General features: G+C 60.0%; 12 protein-coding genes and 4 tRNA genes. 2 read left to right on the top strand and 14 right to left on the bottom strand.

The annotated features are described in order from the left end of the window. Positions 1-60: 60 nt before the first annotated feature. The 8 genes from EC915_RS00930 to EC915_RS00895 form a co-directional block, all read right to left on the bottom strand. A complete protein-coding gene (locus EC915_RS00930) occupies positions 61-1020 on the bottom strand; it encodes a tRNA-dihydrouridine synthase (protein ID WP_133748649.1) in 960 nt (319 codons plus the stop codon). Between the two features lie 65 nt (positions 1021-1085). After that, entirely contained in the window at positions 1086-1526 is a 441-nt protein-coding gene (locus tag EC915_RS00925; protein WP_133748648.1) for a thioesterase family protein, read from the bottom strand. 209 nt (positions 1527-1735) lie between these two features. Next, positions 1736-1811: transfer RNA gene (locus tag EC915_RS00920), tRNA-Glu, on the bottom strand. 52 nt (positions 1812-1863) lie between these two features. Continuing rightward, positions 1864-1939 (bottom strand) — tRNA-Ala (locus EC915_RS00915). Positions 1940-1990: 51 nt separating this feature from the next. After that, positions 1991-2066: transfer RNA gene (locus EC915_RS00910), tRNA-Glu, on the bottom strand. An 84-nt stretch (positions 2067-2150) separates the two neighbouring features. Continuing rightward, positions 2151-2226: transfer RNA gene (locus EC915_RS00905), tRNA-Ala, on the bottom strand. Positions 2227-2469: 243 nt separating this feature from the next. Continuing rightward, positions 2470-3951 (bottom strand): glutamate--tRNA ligase, encoded by a 1482-nt coding sequence (gene gltX, locus EC915_RS00900; RefSeq protein WP_133748647.1) that lies wholly within the window; start codon positions 3949-3951, stop codon positions 2470-2472. A gap of 145 nt (positions 3952-4096) precedes the next feature. Then, positions 4097-4930 carry an EamA family transporter gene (locus EC915_RS00895; RefSeq protein ID WP_133748646.1) on the bottom strand — a complete coding sequence of 278 codons (834 nt, stop codon included), beginning with the start codon at positions 4928-4930 and terminating at the stop codon, positions 4097-4099. Positions 4931-5100: 170 nt separating this feature from the next. On the opposite strand from EC915_RS00895, the gene EC915_RS00890 reads away from it, so the two are divergent. After that, positions 5101-6114 carry an NAD(P)-dependent oxidoreductase gene (locus tag EC915_RS00890; RefSeq protein ID WP_133748645.1) on the top strand — a complete coding sequence of 338 codons (1014 nt, stop codon included), beginning with the start codon at positions 5101-5103 and terminating at the stop codon, positions 6112-6114. 230 nt (positions 6115-6344) lie between these two features. On the opposite strand, the gene EC915_RS00885 is transcribed toward EC915_RS00890, so the two are convergent. Beyond that, positions 6345-7274, bottom strand: a complete 930-nt coding sequence (locus tag EC915_RS00885) for a LysR family transcriptional regulator (RefSeq protein ID WP_133748644.1) — start codon at positions 7272-7274, stop codon at positions 6345-6347. 161 nt (positions 7275-7435) lie between these two features. On the opposite strand from EC915_RS00885, the gene EC915_RS00880 reads away from it, so the two are divergent. Continuing rightward, positions 7436-8563 (top strand): alkene reductase, encoded by a 1128-nt coding sequence (locus tag EC915_RS00880; protein ID WP_133748643.1) that lies wholly within the window; start codon positions 7436-7438, stop codon positions 8561-8563. A gap of 87 nt (positions 8564-8650) precedes the next feature. Here EC915_RS00880 and EC915_RS00875 read toward each other — a convergent pair whose 3' ends face one another. The 5 genes from EC915_RS00875 to wecB form a co-directional block, all read right to left on the bottom strand. After that, positions 8651-9406 (bottom strand): hypothetical protein, encoded by a 756-nt coding sequence (locus EC915_RS00875; protein WP_256658620.1) that lies wholly within the window; start codon positions 9404-9406, stop codon positions 8651-8653. A gap of 113 nt (positions 9407-9519) precedes the next feature. After that, positions 9520-11535: a tetratricopeptide repeat protein gene (locus tag EC915_RS00870; protein WP_133748642.1), complete on the bottom strand. Its 2016-nt coding sequence runs from the start codon at positions 11533-11535 to the stop codon at positions 9520-9522. Next, positions 11532-13652 carry a glycosyl transferase family protein gene (locus tag EC915_RS00865; protein ID WP_133748641.1) on the bottom strand — a complete coding sequence of 707 codons (2121 nt, stop codon included), beginning with the start codon at positions 13650-13652 and terminating at the stop codon, positions 11532-11534. Before EC915_RS00865 ends, EC915_RS00870 begins: the two co-directional genes overlap by 4 nt. 11 nt (positions 13653-13663) lie before the next feature. Further along, positions 13664-15880 carry a cellulose biosynthesis cyclic di-GMP-binding regulatory protein BcsB gene (locus tag EC915_RS00860; RefSeq protein WP_133748640.1) on the bottom strand — a complete coding sequence of 739 codons (2217 nt, stop codon included), beginning with the start codon at positions 15878-15880 and terminating at the stop codon, positions 13664-13666. Positions 15881-16052: 172 nt separating this feature from the next. Continuing rightward, positions 16053-17285 (bottom strand): non-hydrolyzing UDP-N-acetylglucosamine 2-epimerase, encoded by a 1233-nt coding sequence (wecB, locus tag EC915_RS00855; protein ID WP_133748639.1) that lies wholly within the window; start codon positions 17283-17285, stop codon positions 16053-16055. Between the last annotated feature and the right edge of the window lie 743 nt (positions 17286-18028).

Raw genomic sequence — 18028 nt, 5'->3', positions numbered from 1 at the left:
TCGCGTAATCCCAAGATAAGGACAGCCACTTGTGTTTCAAGAGTCGCTCTATAAATTTTTTCAGGCGGCTTGCGGTTGCTCTACACCGAGCATTTGGCTGATCCGTTCACAGTCGGTTTCACGACGCAGGGCATCGAACAGCACGGTGGCTTCAGGGTAGCTCTTGGTCAACAGCACGACCCACTGTTTGAGCCGGCCCGGTGCCTGAACACGCGTCATTTTGGCCATCGCCTGCAGCCAGAAGTCCCTGAGCAACGGTTGCAGTGCCTGCCAGCTCATTGCCACCACCTCCTGCCCCGCCTGGGCTGCAGCGATTTGCCGCGCCAGATCCGGACGCGCTACCAGCCCGCGTCCGATCATGATATCCCGGGCGCCGCAAATTTCGCGGCAACGGCGCCAGTCCTCGACCGTCCAGATCTCGCCGTTGGCAATGACCGGAATCTTCACCACGTCCTGGATCTTGCCGATCCACTCCCAGTGTGCCGGCGGTTTGTAGCCGTCGACCTTGGTCCTTGCGTGGACCACGATGTGCTCGGCACCGCCCGCCTGTAGCGCACGAGCGCAATCCAGTGCAGGTTCAGTGCTGTCGTAGCCCAGACGCATTTTAGCAGTCACCGGAATGTGCGCGGGCACTGCTCGCCGGACGTGGCTGAGAATCGAGTGCAGCAGTTCCGGCTCCTTGAGCAACACGGCACCGCCGCGTGACTTGTTCACGGTCTTGGCAGGGCAGCCGAAATTCAGGTCGATGACTGGCGCACCCAGCTCAGCAGCGAATGCAGCATTCTCGGCCAGACACACCGGGTCGGAGCCCAGCAGCTGTACGCGCAACGGTACGCCCGCACGGGTTTTCGAACCGTTGAGCAGCTCAGAGGCGAACTTGTGAAAATAATGCGCCGGCAACAGCCGCTCGGTCACCCGAATGAATTCGGTCACGCACCAATCGATGCCGCCGACCTGAGTCAGTACATCGCGCAGTATGTCGTCGACCAGGCCTTCCATGGGCGCCAGAGCAATTTGCATGGGTCACACTCGGGAAAAAGTCGGGCAGTTTACGCAGTGATGCGCGGATTGGAAACGGGCCGGGTTCAGGACGCCGCCGGTTGCAAAGCCGGGGCATAACCTTCGATGAACTCGGTTGGCATGCGTTTCGGCTTGCCGGTGGACAGCTCGATGCAGACGAAGGTGGTTTGTGCTCGCAGCAGGGTCATGCCATCGCCGGGGCGTTTCAGCTGGAAGCGTCGGGTCATTTTCAGGCGCTGATCCCAATCGACGATCCAGGTCGCCAGCTGCAACTCGTCGTCCTGATAGGCACTGGCCAGATAATCAATCTCGTGGCGGACCACCGCCATCGCCCGGTCCAGACGTCGGTACTCAGTCAGGTCCAGGCCCAGGGTCTGGGAATGGCGCCAGGCGCAACGCTCAAGCCAGCTGACGTACACAGCGTTATTGGCGTGACCCAGGCCATCGATGTCGTCCTCGCCAACCCGCAGATCAATGACGAATGGCGTTGCCCGATCCCAGATCATGCTCGTTCCTGCCTTGATGAATGCATTCGCGAGGCAGTTTAACCAAAAGCGTGGCGCGATGGCTCGGTCTGACTTGAACACCTGACTGGACAGCCGAGTACATCGGGCGCCGCTTGGATGGACAGCTGAAGGGCAAAAACAAAACCCTGAAAAAACAAAAGGGCCATTCAATAATCGAATGACCCTTGGTCTCGCAGAGCGAGAAATCGTGGCGTCCCCTAGGGGACTCGAACCCCTGTTACCGCCGTGAAAGGGCGGTGTCCTAGGCCACTAGACGAAGGGGACGCAAAACCTTCAATCGGATCCGTCATGACTTCACGACGAATCCTGGCAAATTTGGTGGAGCTAAGCGGGATCGAACCGCTGACCTCCTGCATGCCATGCAGGCGCTCTCCCAGCTGAGCTATAGCCCCGATTTATCGCCTCTCGGCGGAGATCAGCCTTGCGGTATCTCTCGGTAAAGCTGGCGTCCCCTAGGGGACTCGAACCCCTGTTACCGCCGTGAAAGGGCGGTGTCCTAGGCCACTAGACGAAGGGGACGTAACCCTTGCGTACCTGATCGGTGCTGGTTCCGATTTACGGTACAAACTTAAAGGCGGTGTAGCCAACCTTGAAGCTTCTAATTGGTGGAGCTAAGCGGGATCGAACCGCTGACCTCCTGCATGCCATGCAGGCGCTCTCCCAGCTGAGCTATAGCCCCACATTACACTTACACATCACACTGCGTTGCCGCCGCGCTACTGTGTTGCCGTGTGGACGGGGCGCATATTAAGTGCGACCCGAATACCTGTCAAACTCTTTTTAAACATATTTCAAAAGAATTTTCCGGGATAACAATCACTTACCGCCCTTCCCCAGCACTTGGCCGCCTGCACTGAAAAACAACGGAAGTTCATTGATCGTCATGCACCCCCTCACAGGATGCAAAACGACCGGCCACTGCTCAGCCAATGGCTCCGAGCAGCTTCTCCCATTCCTTGTTTTCCTTCTTCGACACGCCACCGAGCAGCTCCAGCGCTTGGCGCAGACGATAGCGGGTCAGGTCGGGGCCGAGAATTTCCATCGCGTCGGTTACCGAAACAGAGTTCGCATGACCGGTGATAGCAGCGAACATCAGCGGCATTGCGTCCCGCAGCTTGAGCTGCAAATGCTCGACCACCGCCTGAATACAACCGGTAATGGTGTCCTTTTCCCACTGACGCAGCGATTCGAGCTTCCACAGAATCAGTTGCATGACCTGACGCACCTGTTCCGGCGAAAGCTTCTTGTGCTCGAACAATTTCACGTCCGGGTTCACGCCCCCGGCGAAGAAGAACCCGCCCAGCGGTGCGACCTGACTGAAGGTTTCGACGCGCCCTTGCACATGCGGCGCGATCTTCATCATGTAGTCACGGTTGAACGCCCACGTCTGCAACCGCGAGGCAAATTCGTCGACCGGCAGCTCACGCAGCCACTGGCCGTTGAGCCAGGAGAGTTTCTCGATGTCGAAAATCGGCCCGCCAAGAGAAACGCGGGTCAGGTCGAAGTTATCGACCATTTCCTGCAGCGAGAACTTCTCGCGCTCGTCCGGCATCGACCAACCCATGCGACCCAGGTAGTTGAGCATCGCTTCGGGCATGAAGCCCATGCGTTCGTAGAACGTCACCGAGGTCGGGTTCTTGCGCTTGGACAGCTTGCTCTTGTCCGGGTTGCGCAACAGCGGCATGTAGCACAGGGCCGGTTTTTCCCAGCCGAAGTATTCGTAGAGCAGGATCAGTTTCGGTGCCGACGGCAGCCATTCTTCGCCGCGCAGCACGTGGGTGATGCCCATCAGATGGTCGTCGACAACGTTGGCCAGAAAGTAGGTCGGCAGGCCGTCAGTCTTCATCAGCACCTGCATGTCCATGCGGTCCCATGGGATTTCGACTTCGCCACGCAGAATGTCAGGCACCACGCACACGCCTTCGCTTGGCACCTTCATGCGGATCACATGGGGCTCGCCAGCGGCAAGGCGACGCTCGACTTCTTCCTTGGAAAGCAGCAGCGCACGACCGTCATAACGTGGGGTTTCGCCACGGGCCATCTGCTCGGCACGCATCTGGTCCAGTTCTTCGGCGGTGCAGAAGCAAGGGAAGGCATGCCCGGCGTCGACCAGTTGCCGGGTGTACTTCTTATAGATGTCGCCGCGCTCGCTCTGACGATACGGACCATGCGGACCACCGACGTCCGGCCCCTCGCTCCACTCGATGCCAAGCCAGCGCAGCGAGTCGAAAATCTGTTGTTCGGACTCGCGGGTCGAGCGCAACTGATCGGTGTCTTCAATGCGCAGGATGAATTCGCCACCATGCTGCTTGGCGAAGCAGTAGTTGAAGAGCGCGATGTAAGCCGTGCCAACGTGAGGGTCGCCGGTGGGCGATGGCGCGATGCGGGTACGAACGGTGGTCATGGAAAATTCCGAATAGGTCGAACAAGCCGCGAATCTTAACAGGCGCAGCCCTCGCGGCTCCAGCATCGCAACCGGGACAGGAGCAGATTCGCGGGGGAATCCACCCAAGGCCAACGACGCAGGTAAAGGCGTCAGGTGACAGGGCTTACCCGAGGCGCAGCACAATCGCCCCGGCGGCAATGATGCAGGCAGCGGCAATGCGAATACGCGGCAGATGCTCTTTGAGTACCAGCGCCGAGATGGTGACACCGAACAGGATCGACGTTTCCCTGAGTGCAGAAACCACGGCGACAGGCGCCACCGTCATGGCCCACAACGCTAGCCCGTATGAAGCAACGGTTCCAACGCCGCCAACCACGCCGAGCCGCCAATTGCGCATGACATAGCTGCCGAAGGCCACCCGCTGCCTGGCCAGAGCCCACGCGGCGAGAGGCATTCCGGTCAGCAGGAATATCCACAGGGTATAGGCCACAGGCGCACCGGATCGACGCACGCCCAGGCCGTCGATCAAGGTATAAGCGGCGATGACACAGGCGTTGATCAGGGCCAGTACCACGCCCTTTCGCTGTTCCGCTGAGGGTCTGCCGGCCATGCACAGGATACCGACACAAATGATCGCAATGCCGGCCCAGGCGAAGAAAGAAAGGGTGTCCGGGAACAGCATCAGACTCACCAGCGCAACCAGCAACGGCGCGGTGCCGCGCATGATCGGGTAGGTCTGACTCATGTCAGCCATTCGATAAGTGGTCGCCACGAGCACGAAGTAAAGGACTTGAAGAAGCACCGACAGCCCCAGAAACGGCCAGCTTTGCGGCGCCGGCAACTGCAGAAAAGGGACGACGAGCAAGGCAACGGCTGTCGCTACGGAGGTGATCATGCAGGTAGTGAGGAGCTTGTCCTCGCCCCCCTTGACCACAGCGTTCCAGGACGCATGCAGGACCGCGCCCAGCATGATGACCGCGAATACTTCCAGAGTCATGAGAATGGCTTTGCGCTAAACGAAGGTAGAACAGCGCTGCAAGAGTCTCGAGCGCCCCGCGATCAAGGGCCGCAATACAATCACCACTTGAGCGTGAAGCGCAAGGGCTGGGACCAGGCAACTGGATCGAGAGTACAAAACCACTGAACAGATCGGTATCGGACAGTTGGATGCCGGCTGTCAGGGATAAACCCGACTCGCCTCGACGCGGGTTCGCATTGACCGAGACTACGGAAGGCACCAAGGAGGATGCTAGAGTGCGATCACTGCGCACCTCACCTTCATTACGCTGCTTACCGGAGATATATCGGATGAAAATCGGTTTCCTGGGCCTGGGCAACATGGGACAGGCCATCGCGGCCAATCTGTTGAAAGGCGGACACCAACTGTGGGTCTGGAACCGCTCGCCTGAAGCGACCCAGCCATTGGTAGAGCTTGGCGCCAACGCGGCGACAGTGCCTGCAGAAGCCTTTGCCGCCGACGTGGTCTTCAGCATGCTCGCCGATGACAAGGCGCTGCGCTCGGTGCTGCTCGATTCCGGGCTGCTGAAGCAGCTCGAGGCCCCGCTGATCCACGTCAACATGGCAACGATTTCGGTGGCCTTCGCCGATGAGCTGGCCGAACTGCACAGCGCCCAGGGTGTGGCTTACATCGCGGCACCGGTATTGGGTCGGCCAAATGTCGCGGCTGCGGCTCAGTTGAACATTCTGGCGGCCGGACCCGAGCAGGCGCTGGGTAAGGTTCAGCCACTGTTCGATCTGATCGGTCGCAAGACCTGGCCATTGGGCGCCAAGGCCTCGGCGGCGAACGCGATGAAACTGGCGGCGAACTTCCTCATCGTGTCGGCAGTGCAGGCCGTGAGCGAAGCGGCGGTGCTGGTGACCCGCCACGGGCTGGCATCCAGTGACCTGGTGGACCTGATGTCGAACACCCTCTTCCCCGGTCCGGTCTATGCCGGTTACGGCGGCTTGATCGGCGAACGAAGCTATGAACCTGCAGCCTTCAAGGCGGTGCTGGGTCTTAAGGATGTCGAGCTGGTCCTCGCCGCTGCCCGCCAGGTGTCAGTACAAATGCCGACGGCAGAGAACGTCAGGGCCAACCTGCAGGACGCGGTCGACCACGGGCAGGGTGAAATGGACCTTGCGGTATTGGCCGAAGTTGAAGAGCGGCGCAATCCACGATGATCGGCGTGGCCTGATATGCCGCCTTAGCGGCCGTCGCACAGCTCCAGCAGCTCCCTCAGGGCAAAAAAGCCGCGTTCGCGCATCTTCATGCTCGATGCAAATCCCAGGGGGGACGCCAGCGCTGCACGACGGCAGCGAAGGCGGGCTCTGAAACTCGACGACACACGGGTCACCGCCTGTGCCAGCATGCCTGCAGCGACATGGGCACCCCCCGTTGCGTCACGCCTTCTTTACCCCTGCAGATCGTCCCAATACGGCGGCGAACCAATCGCCTCGACGAAGTAATCCCACACCGCCCTGATTTTCTTCGAGCGCAGACGGTTTTCCGGGGAAAGCAGGTAGATCTGGGTTTGCATCTGCTCCACCGAACCGCCCCACTCCGGCAGCAGCCTGACCAGCTTGTCGCGAGTGAAGCTCTCCTTGCTGAACAGCCACGACGGGAACAACACAATCCCTCGACCGGCCAGCGTTGCCTCCACCAGCACCTGGGCGTTATTGCTGCGCAACGGACCGTTGACGTCGATGATTTGCAGCGTGCCAGTCTTTGGCTGCCGGAAATGCCAACGTTGAGCGCCGCCCGAGCCTTTGTAGACCAGACAGCAATGCTTGCGCAGCGCTTCCGGGGTAGTCGGCGTTCCGTGTTTTTCCAGGTAGCCTGGGCTTGCGCACAGCACATGCTGCTGATCACAGATCCTGCGCCCGATCAGCCCTGAATCCTCCATATGCCCGACCCGAAACGTGATGTCGGCGCCCTCCTGAACCGGATCGATGAAGGCATCAGTGACGGTCAGCTCGACACTCAACTGCGGGTATTTTTCATAGAGCCCGTTGAGCAAATGGACGATGTGCAGATGCCCCAACGCCACCGGCGCGTTGATCCGCACCAACCCTCGGATCTCCGCGCCTTTGCCGGTGATCTCCTCGTCCGCCGCATCCAGCAGCTCCAGCACTTCGCGGATCTGCAGGTAGTAACGCTCCCCCGCTTCCGTAAGCTTGACCGCGCGCGTATTGCGATAGAGCAGCTGCTGGCCAACCTCGCGCTCGAGCGCTGCGACAAAACGCGAAACCGACGACGCCGGCACCTGAAAATGCCGGGCTGTCGCGGAAAAACTGCCGGTCACCGCGACCATTGCGAAGAACCTGTGAGCTTTGAGGTGCATCGAAAGCGTCCCTCTAATTGCTTGAATCGCAATAGTCTTTTGCCAAGGCGTGCAATTGTGGCTCTTTCAGCAATTACATACCATCGCTTTATCTTTCACCCAGGCTTTCACTGCCCCACACCCGCGCAGCCTGAATCGCCTTCTGCACACGAGAATCTTTGATGACCGATCTATTTGCACGTTACGAGCTCAGGGGTCTGCCGCTGAGCAACCGCTTCGTCATGGCACCCATGACCCGATCCCGCGCACCCCAGGACATCGCAACTGAACAGATCGCCCTGCATTACACCCAGCGCGGCACTGCCGGCCTGATCGTTTCCGAAGGCACGCCGATTTCCCGCGAAGGTCAAGGCTACCTGTTCAACCCCGGAGTCTTCACCTCAGAGCAGATCAAAGGCTGGAAGCTGGTGACGGATTCGGTGCACAGCGTCGGTGGCAGGATGTTCGCCCAGCTGTGGCATGTGGGCCGCGTGTCCCACACCTCGATCCAGATTGATGGCAAGGCGCCAGTCAGCGCTACCGACAAACCGGCTCAGGGCGCCATTGCCTTTGGCTACGAGGAAAGCGGCGAGCCCGGTTTCGTCCCGACGTCGACGCCACGTCGGCTAACCACCGAAGAAGTCGGCCGGGTGGTGGCCGATTTTGCTCAGGCAGCCGAGAACGCTATTGCTGCCGGATTCGACGGCGTTGAAATCCACGGTGCCAACGGGTACCTGATCGAACAGTTTCTCAACCCGCTGGTCAACGACCGGGATGACCGCTATTCGGCGCAGAACCTGCAGGACCGACTGCGCTTCGTCTTTGAGGTGGTCGATGCAGTGACAGCGAAGATCGGCGCCGACAAAGTGGGGATTCGCGTTTCGCCTTACGGGCAGCTGTTCGACATGCCGATCTACCCTGAAATCGACGAAACCTACTCGGCGCTGTGCGCGGGTATGAGCCAACGAGGCATCGCTTATGTCCACGTCATGGACCAGACACACTTCTTCCTGGCTGCCGAAGGCTCGGATGCTCAAGAACAAGCATTGCGTTCGCTGCTCAAGCACTGCAAGGCACAATTGGGTGAAACCGCGCTGATTCTTGCCGGAGACATGACGCTGGAACGCGCTCAGGATCTGGTCAATGCCGGGCTGATTGATCTGGCCGCCTTCGGTCAGCCTTTCATCGCCAACCCTGACCTGGTAGCCCGCCTGAAGAATGGCTGGCCTCTGACCACGCCGGACCGCGACTCCTATTATGGCGGCGATGGCAAAGGTTACATCGACTACACCCCTTACCAACCGGCCTGACCGATCACGCAGATTTGCGCTATCGGTGTTGCAAGGCGCCCTCAGGCCGGGGTCAAAAGGCCCCAGCCTGAGTCAAGTCCGCGCCCGCTACTGCAACAATTCATCAACCAGTTCCGGCGTCACATAGTGCGGGCCGTCGAACAGGTACAGCGAATAGCCGGAGTAGGCGGCGATCTGCGGTTTGAGTTCGTCGACCGTCGCCGGACGGAAACCGCCGCCGACCTGCGGACGAAACGCCTCGACGATGACTTTCACCCGGTTCTTGCCAAACTTCTTGCGCAACGCATCGATATAGGTGCGCGCTACCGGGGCGGTGCGGGCGTAAACGCCGACGCCATCCTGAAAGAACACACCTATGTCATCCGGCAGCCAGGTTTTGAGCCATGCCGCAGTCGCGTCGGGCCCAATGTTGGCACCATCGTAAACGCTGATCCACAAGGGCCTTGGCAGCGTCGCAAGCAACGCCGGCAGCTCTGTCGCGCGACTCCAGCTGGGGTCGACTTCCGCTGGAAAATACCAGCCGGTGACGTTCAGCGGGACTTGCACCTTGGCCAGACGCGCAGACAATGTGGCCAATTCCTCGATGTTGTCACGCGACTTGGTCTCGCTATAAAAGCCGGCCAGCCCGACGATCACATCCTGCGCCCAGGGCTCTTTGGCTATACGAGCCCAGTCAGGTAACACCGGTGCTTCTGTCATGCCCGCCCCGGGGACGAATGCCTCGCCATCCACGGCAGTCCATTGCACCAGCAACTCATGCACACCGAGCTTTTGCCAGTCGCCTTCAATGCCGACGGTAGCGTTGTCCGGTTGCCATACAATCCCAGCGATATTCGGTTTCATAGTCTGCCAAAGTGGGCGCAACGCACTGGCTGCCACGCACAGCGCGCACACCAGGAGCGCTGACAGGAGGATAATTCCCAACCGTGGAATGCCCGCTTTGTTCAAGACACGCCTCACCACGAAAAGGTCATGCGCGCAAAGACACCTTGCGCACTGTCATCACCAAAAACCTTCTCCCGGTATTGCAAGGAGAAGTCTACGTAGGACTGCGGAGCCTTGTAGCGAGTTTCATGAAACCAGTAACGCGTACCAACACCCACCCCCAAACCACCCGCATTGTCGGACGATGTGCTCTCGTGCCCCAGCGCATCCACCTCGCTGTGCATCTTGGAGTCGTAGTCCACGGCGGCCACCACATGCGGAAAGACCACCAGCCGCGGGCTGATGCTATCGATGCGATAGCTGCGCCCCAGTTGCCATTCACTGTTGAAATAATTGCGCTTGTCCTGCAGGTAACGTCCACCTTCGGCATATAACTGCGATGTCCACCAGCTCGGCACGTCCACACGCAAATCGGTGCCGATGCTCGAACCGTAGCCCAGGCGCACCAGCCAGTCGCCGTTCACATTGGAATCACCCAGCGGAAAGGTGCGCTCGAAAGCCGCCATGACGTTGTAGTCGGTGAAGGGTTTGACCCGCACGCCGACTGCACCCTGCAGCGCGTCCAGCCCTTTATCGTTGCCGCTTTTCTTGTTCCACAGCGTGTCGGTGACTCGTCCGTACAATTCGACAAAGCGCGCATCACGATAGCCCGCAGGACGCCAGAACACTTCGGTGCTGTTTTGCACGCTGTCATTGTTGCGGCTCGGGGCGCCGCTCAAGCCATTGGAGGTGCTTGAACCGCGATAGGTGGTGGTGTTGGTCAAGCCCCACACCCGCGACAGGTCGGAGACCGCACGGCGGGTATCGAAGACCTGTTGAGCGGACATCGGCAGATCGCCCGCCTGTTGGGAGCCGAGCACACGGCGAAAGTAGGCGATGGCCTGCACGTCGTCAGGCGTACGCATGGCCGTGTACGCTGCATCCTGCACTTCGGTAGGCTTGAGGCCGTTCTGCCGATCAGCGCGCTTGAACACTGCAAGCGCACCGCGATCATCACCCGACTGACTCAGCAGATAGGCCATCTGCACTTCGTCGCCAGGCAGCAGCTCACCCGCATCGCGCGCCTGATTCAACCGCTCAAGCGACTCTTTGGGCTTGCCCATGGCGGCATACAGCGAAGCCTGTTCGCGCAGCGGCAGGTTGCCCACCGCCAAGGCTTGGGCGAAGTCCTGCTGCGCCCCGCTCTGATCGCCCAGGCGCTGACGTATTTGCCCACGCTGAACGAGCAAGGTGGCGTCGTTGCCTTTCAACGCCAACGCCTCGGTGGCTGCCGAACGCGCTTCGGAGTCGTTCTGTTGAGCGATCAGCGCGCTGACCAGCAACCGGCGATAAGCGATTTCGTTGGGGAAACGTCGTATCGAATCGCGGGCATGGGTGGCCGCCGCATCGTTGTCGCCCCGCGCCAGTGCCTTATACCCCTGGGCCGCACCGGCCACAGCCATCTGCTGGTGAATCGCATCCAGACGGCGGGTCAGCACTGGTTCAGGACCCACGACCTGAATGGCCTGGTTGGTCGCGACTTCAGCCTCTTCGAGGCGCTGCTCACGTTGCAACGCCTCGATCAGCATCATGCGATAGTCCAGATTCTTTGGCGCTTGGGCGACGGCCTTGCGGGCAGACGCTGCAGAGTGGTCAAAGTCGCCAGCGGCATAGGCTTTCAGGGCTCGGTTACCCTCTATATACCCAGGTTTTGGACGTGCCTTTGGGCCCTGCGGGCCTTGTGGGTAACGCTGAGGATGGTCGCGCTGGTACTTGTCGCGCTCAGCCAGGCTGATCAGTTTGCGCAATTGCACCGCGTCAGCGCGCTGACGCAGCGCTTCATGAGCCTTGGCAATCGCCAGGTCGTAGTCCTTGCGGTCATAAGCGCTATAGGCTTCGTTGGCGACGGTGAATGCCGGGCCCGACAACGGCAGCGGCAGCACCTGCGTACCCGGCTCGCCCTGAGCCTGGCACAACACCGGCAGTATGCTCAGTGTAAGGCCCAGGTTCAGGCCGAGCCTGTGATGAAAGAACAGAGGGAGCTTCATGACGGTTGCTCCGTTGGCTGGTGCGATGAAGATTGACGCTGTTGCCCGGCCACAGCCTGCTCGATGGTCTCCCGCGACAACACGCCGGTGTCGACCAGATAGTCGCCAATCCGACCATGAATGTGCGGACGGTACTGCAGCATCGCTTGATTGAATGTCTGGCGATCGATAAGTCCCTGTTCGATGAGCAGATCGCCCAACAGCGGCGTGGCCGTCGGCAGAGGCTGACCGGCAACGGCTTGCAGTAAACGCAGCTGTTCGAGGATCTCGCTTTCCCGGGCAATCAATTGCACCGGTTCGCGACCCATCTGCTCAGTGATCTGTTGCAGCCCCTCCTCCGGTAGCGGGCTGGCCACTGCAACTTCCGGACGCCCTTGGGCATCCAGCGCCAGGGGCACTACCCGCCAGCGCAGGCAGAATTCATCGGCCAGCGCAGGGTGTGGCTGGACCTTGGCGGCGAGATCGAACACCCGCGGCAAGTCGTTCTGGAAGGCGATGGCTTCGGCCAGCGTTTCGTCGTCGAGCCAGCCGTGGCTGAGCAGAATCCGACCCAGCGGCATTTTCCGGGTGTGCTGTTCGTCCAGCGCACTCTGCAGCCTTTCGTCGTTGATCGCTTGCCACGACAGCAACACGCTGCCGAGTTTGCGCGGTGCCTGCGCGACCAGGTCTGTAGACGGGAAGTCGTGCATGGTCTTGTCCCAGACCAGCTTGCGGTTAAGCACCTTGCCGACCAGGAACATACGCCAGGCCCGCGCTGCGGCCATGAAGTTGACGAAGTTGCCGATCACCATGCGCGGTATCGACAACAACCCGTGCTGCCAGCCGTAAAGGATGGTGGTGAAGTAACAGCGGTGCGCGATACGCCAGAGCAGCGCCACACCGTTGGCCGCCAGCAGAACCCCGACCAGACCGCGAGCCTCGAACGGCGTAGGGAAACTGGTATTCCACAAGCCGCTGGCGCGAAGGATGATCAATGCCACCAGTTGGGCGAGGATCAGGTAGGCAACGATGTTGACGAAGGAGGTGATCACCCCCTTGCGGTCGCGGAACAGCAGGTAACGGTTTGCCAGTGAGCCGGTCCAGCCCATCTGTTCCCAACCCTGCAGACCGATACCCAGCGTCCAGCGAGCCTTCTGTCGAAATGCAGTACGGAAGGTGTCCGGGAAGAACTCGCGTACGCACAGCGGCATTTCAAGCGTTGACTCGTACTGCGGGCGAAACCAGGACTTGCGCAGCACGCGGTACTTCACCGGAAAACGCACGAATATAGAACTCATGCCGTAACCGGCCAGCCTTGCGCCGACGTCGTAGTCTTCGGTCAAGCTGTCGGTGTTGAACGGCTGATTACTGTTTTCATCGGCCAGCACCTGCAAGGCGCGTCGCGAGAAACAGGTCCCGACACCGGCGGACGGCACGCTGTCGGTCATGCTTTCGCGCACCACCAGATCCTTGCCGTGCCATTCGGCGAATTCGTCCATGTACGTGCCTGCAACCCACTCGTACCAGTTGCGCTCCAGCGACACCACCGGCAGCTGAATCATGTCCTTGCGCGGCAACAGGTAGTTGAACAGGCGCAATTCCAACGGGTGGAGCACGTCTTCACTGTCGTGCAGTACCACGCCGGCGAAGTTGACACCGTGGGTCTGCTCGTACAGAAAGATCGCCTGGATCACCCAGTTCAGACAGTCCGCCTTGCAGGTCGGGCCTGCGTGGGGCACTTCTACCCGATGCAGTTGCTTGTAGCGGCGGCGCATGCGCTCGACTTCGTCGATGGTGCGTTGATCGTTGATGTAGGCGCCGACAAAGACTACATAGTTCTTGTAGTCCAGGGTTGACACCATGTTCTCGATCATCGGCGCGATGACGTCGTATTCCAGCCACGCCGGCACCATGATCGCCAGAGGTTGTTCATCGCGGGCGATCAACTGCTCGGCGGTCAGCGGACGATAGCGTCGGTCGACCGTGAACTTGCGATAGATGCGCCGCGTCCAGTACCACAGATCGATGAAAAGATCGTCCACACTCGAAATCAGGATGATGGCCGCGACCACAATGGTCGCGACCTCCAGCGCGCTGTAGTAGTGGGCCAGCCAATAAGGCCAATAAAGCGAGGTCATCGCAGCTCCCGTTACTGGCGGTTGCGACGGGCACGACGGCCGGCCAGCAACAACACGAGGAATGCGATCACGGCAGCCGGAATCAGCCACAGCGCCGAGGGTTTACGCCAGGCATCCAGGCCTTTGGGCTCCTGATCATCGATCATCTGGCTGCCGGTCGGATCCTTCGCATCGAAGGTGGTCAGCGAGCCGCTGTCACCCAGAATGGTCACGTTACCGCGCTCCAGCAGCACCGGCCGGGCAAAGTTCGGTGCCTGACCGCCAAGGGTGCGATAGATCAAGCCATGCTGGCTGCCCGAATCGACCACTTGCAGTGCCGCCAGATGGTTCAGGGACTTGAGGTCGAGCAGGGTCTGCTCCTTGTGGTTGATCAGCAGATGACCTTCGCCATTGACCTGCACAGACTCGGTGCTGTCCTTGATCGGCATCTCGAACGCCAGGAAGGATTTGTCAGGCGTCACGACCGTGGTCGTATCGCTACTGACCTTGAAGTCAGCGTGCAACGGCGATACACCGCTGGCACTGGCGATACGGATCACTTGCGGCAGGCTGCTGGCCGGCCGATCGAGGTAGCTCTGCGGCACCAGAACCTGAGTGCCTGAGGCAAAGCGCGCGGCCATGCCCGAGAAGTCGCTGTCCAGTGCGATTTTTTCCAGGGTTACGTGGCTGCTGGGCAGGACCGAAACCGGGAACGCCTGCGGCGTTTCCTCACACAGATCGCTTACAGGTTGACGCTGGAACGACACGCGCAGGGTGTTCTGCGACGCCAGCGCGTAACGCGGAATGCGCGCTTCGATACGCTCTTTCTGGCCGTCGGCATCCAGCTGCCTGGCGCCGATCAGGTAATCGTTGTAGAACAGGCTGACCACGGGCGGTGTGCCCGAAGCGCCTGGCGCGGCGGAAACATCTATAGAAGCGCTGACCGGCACGCGACCGTCATAGGCGACGCTGCCCAACGGGAAGCTGGTGCTCCAGTCGGATTTGGCCAGCACGTCGATGCTGCCAGGCTTGCCGCCCAGACGGGTCAGCGCCACGCGGCCGTCTTCGCTCAGCGGCATGTTCGCCTCTTCGCCAACGGTCAGCTGGCGAGTACGGGCCAGCTTGTTCCAGGCAGCGGTGAACAGGCCAATGGCCTTGCCCGCAGCGTCCTGGTTGATCAACAGCAGCGGATGCGCGCCGAGCATGGCCAGACGCACATTGTCCGTGCCCGACCCCTTGAGGGCGTCATTGACATGACGCTCGCGCCATTGCTCGAATGCGTTGATTGCCGACGCGTCCTGAGCCTGCACCTGAGCCTGCAACGCATCCAGCGAGTCCTTGACCGCCTTGAGCAATTGCGGATCGTTGACCGCCAGATCAGCATTGAACGCTGGAGTCTGGCCCAACATCAGCAACGCACCGATCTGTGCCGCATCGTCGAGCGTGTGCAGGCCTTTGCCATCGAGGCTAGCGAACGCCGGGATCTGCTTGAGTTCTGCCGGAATGTTCAGATCACCCAGCTCGATGCTGTCCTTGACCGAAGGGAACGGCACGATGCGCGCTTGTTTGCCGATGCGCTCCAGTGCCACGCCCAGCCGCCAGGCCGCGTCATAGCTGGCGCTGGACAATGCACCCGGCGCCACCAGAATCCCTGGTTTGCCTGGCAGGGCGTTCCAGGCTGCGCCGACATCCTGCAACTGTGCGGCATCGAAGCTGTAGCTCAGGCGGCTGTGGGGGTCGATGCGCAACACGTTGCCGATGGCGCGTTCGTCTTCGCACTGCACACGGGAAATGATCGACGACCAGGCGACACCCAGGCGAACCGAACCGCTGTCACGTGCAGCCTTGTCCACGCCCAGCACGGCGCTGGCATCACCCTCCCCTTCGTTGAGGCCGAGCGAGCGGACCGGATAACCGTCCAGCGACAGCAGCAACGTGTTGCGTCCGGCTTCGCCATTCAGGTAACTGGCGTCGAAGTTCAGGGTCGCATCGGTCAGCGGAACGCCTGCAGGTACTGGCAGATACAGTTCACGGCGCGCGTCGGTGGCGTTGAGGATAATCGGGCGATCAATGCCCAGATCCCGCAACTCGATGACCCGCTGCTGCCGAGTGTCGGCATTGAGGCGACTGATCGCCTGGCTCAGAGGGCTCTCGGCGGCGACGGCGAAGACGGGAGTGACAGCCAGCAGGCTCATGCCGCAAGCAAGGGCGTGCAACGCCCCCGTGTGAACGGTAACGGAAGACTTCATTCAGGCAGATCTCGCTCAATACGGTTAAGGGGTGGGAGGCCGACAAACGGATGGCCCGGCTGACAGCGTCAGCCCTGGCGTCTTCACGGACCGATCCTCACTGCAAGCCGGGTTCCCACGGAATTTCGACCGACGCTGCCACCACAATGGCAGGCCGGCCACACAGGCATCGCTAATACACGCTGGAAACCGAACGTTGGGTGACTGGCGGGCGTTGCGCCTCGCTGGTTTCTGGCCGACGGTTGAGTGTCTCGACCACGAATTCATCCACCGGGCGACCCATCAAGGCATCAACGATGCGGGCGCAGGCATGGCCGTCGCCGTAGGGGTTGGCCGATTGCGAAGCCATGCGCCACAGGTGCTCGTCATCGAACAACGCACACACACCGCGCACGATGTTGTCAGGGTCAGTGCCGACCAGACGCACGGTGCCGGCGGCCACGGCTTCCGGGCGCTCGGTGACATCGCGCATCACCAGCACCGGTTTACCCAGCGACGGCGCTTCTTCCTGCACACCGCCCGAATCGGTCAGCACCACGTGGGCCAACTGCATCAGACGGATGAAAGACAGGTAGTCCAGTGGTTTGATCAGATGCACGTTCGGCAAATCGCCCAGATGCTCAGTCACCGGTCCCAGGACATTCGGGTTCAGGTGAACCGGGTAGACGATCTGGATATCGTCGCGACTGGCCAGGGTGCGCAGCGCCTTGCAGATATCGATGAATCCATCGCCGAAGTTCTCCCGGCGGTGGCCGGTGACCAGCAGCAGCTTGCGGCTCGGATCGATAAAGCTGAACTGACTGTCCAGAGAGGCTCGCAACTGAGGATTGCTGTCGATGCGCTCAGCGGTGATTTTCAACGCGTCGATCACAGTGTTGCCAGTGACGAAGGACACGCCCTGCAAACGCTCGCCCAGCACGTTGCGCCGCGATTGCTCGGTGGGCGCGAACATGTAATCGGAAATCAGATCGATGCAGCGGCGGTTCATTTCCTCCGGCCACGGCTGGTGGATATCGCCGGTGCGCAGGCCCGCTTCGATATGCGCCACCGGAATGCGGCGGTGGAACGCCGACATGGCCGCGACCATCGCCGAGGTGGTATCGCCATGCACCAGCACCTTGTCGGGCTGCACGTGTTCGAGTACCGGATCAATGGCCGCATAGAGTGCTGCGGTCAGGGTGTTCAGGGTCTGCCCGGGTGTCATCACGTCAAGGGTGTAGTCAGCCTTGAGTTCGAACATGTCCAGCACCTGCTGCAGCATGCTCTGATGCTGACCGGTGATGCAGATCCGTGAATCTATGCCGGGTTCGGCGGCCAGCGCCTTGACCAGCGGGGCCATCTTGATGGCCTCCGGGCGCGTGCCGAAAATCGACAGCACTTTAAGTTTTGGTTGAGCACGATCCATTCAAATTCCTCCCGCGCATAGACATGCGCGCACAGCAGCGTACTTGCAAACGAAAGTGCCAAACTCGCTCGAAAGTTTTCAGTAATGGTCGGACGGCAGAGATCGGAGATCAGTTCGATTTTCACTTCACTGTGAAAGTCGCTGACCCTTAGTGCCCGAAACGGGGGAGATTATTAGCAGATAAAAAAAACATTGCAAAACATTTTATAACAACTTTACTAAGTTAGCTGTTTTACAACTTTCGGAAAAGACGGGAGTCAGCGACGGGCTTCACACAGCGCAGGGCCCGTGGCCTCTGGCCTGAGGCGCTACTGGAAACGTGGACGAGCTAAAGAAAGCATGTAAGGGTTGAACTTAATGCATAGTGGCATTGTCGCACCACGCCCTATGCAGTTGAGCACGCTAGTTAAAATATGACTGTAGTAGTCTTTGACAGAAAAGGATCCAAAGGTTGATGACCGGTTAAAGATTACTCAACTTATTGACGTCACATTTGTGACGGATCCGTTGTATCCAGAGAATGAAAAAGTTGAAATTCAAGAGGCTGCACTTTTGAAAAACAGGAATGCGAATGATTGTATTGTGTACTGAAGAATAAAACGTTAGTTGTCTGGCGTCAGGAATATTGCATTTTGGCTCGGCGCAGTCCAGATAGGTCCCTCCATTGCAAAGAGCTTATCGTGAGCGGCGTCGTCGAACAGCCAACACAGTTTCCCGTGCAGGCGTTCATTTGCTCGCGAGAC

Origin of the sequence: Pseudomonas sp. LP_7_YM (assembly GCF_004364435.1) — a bacterium.
Classification (GTDB): domain Bacteria; phylum Pseudomonadota; class Gammaproteobacteria; order Pseudomonadales; family Pseudomonadaceae; genus Aquipseudomonas.
Note: the sequence above shows the minus strand (reverse complement) of the source record. Positions and strands in the feature narration are given on the sequence as shown.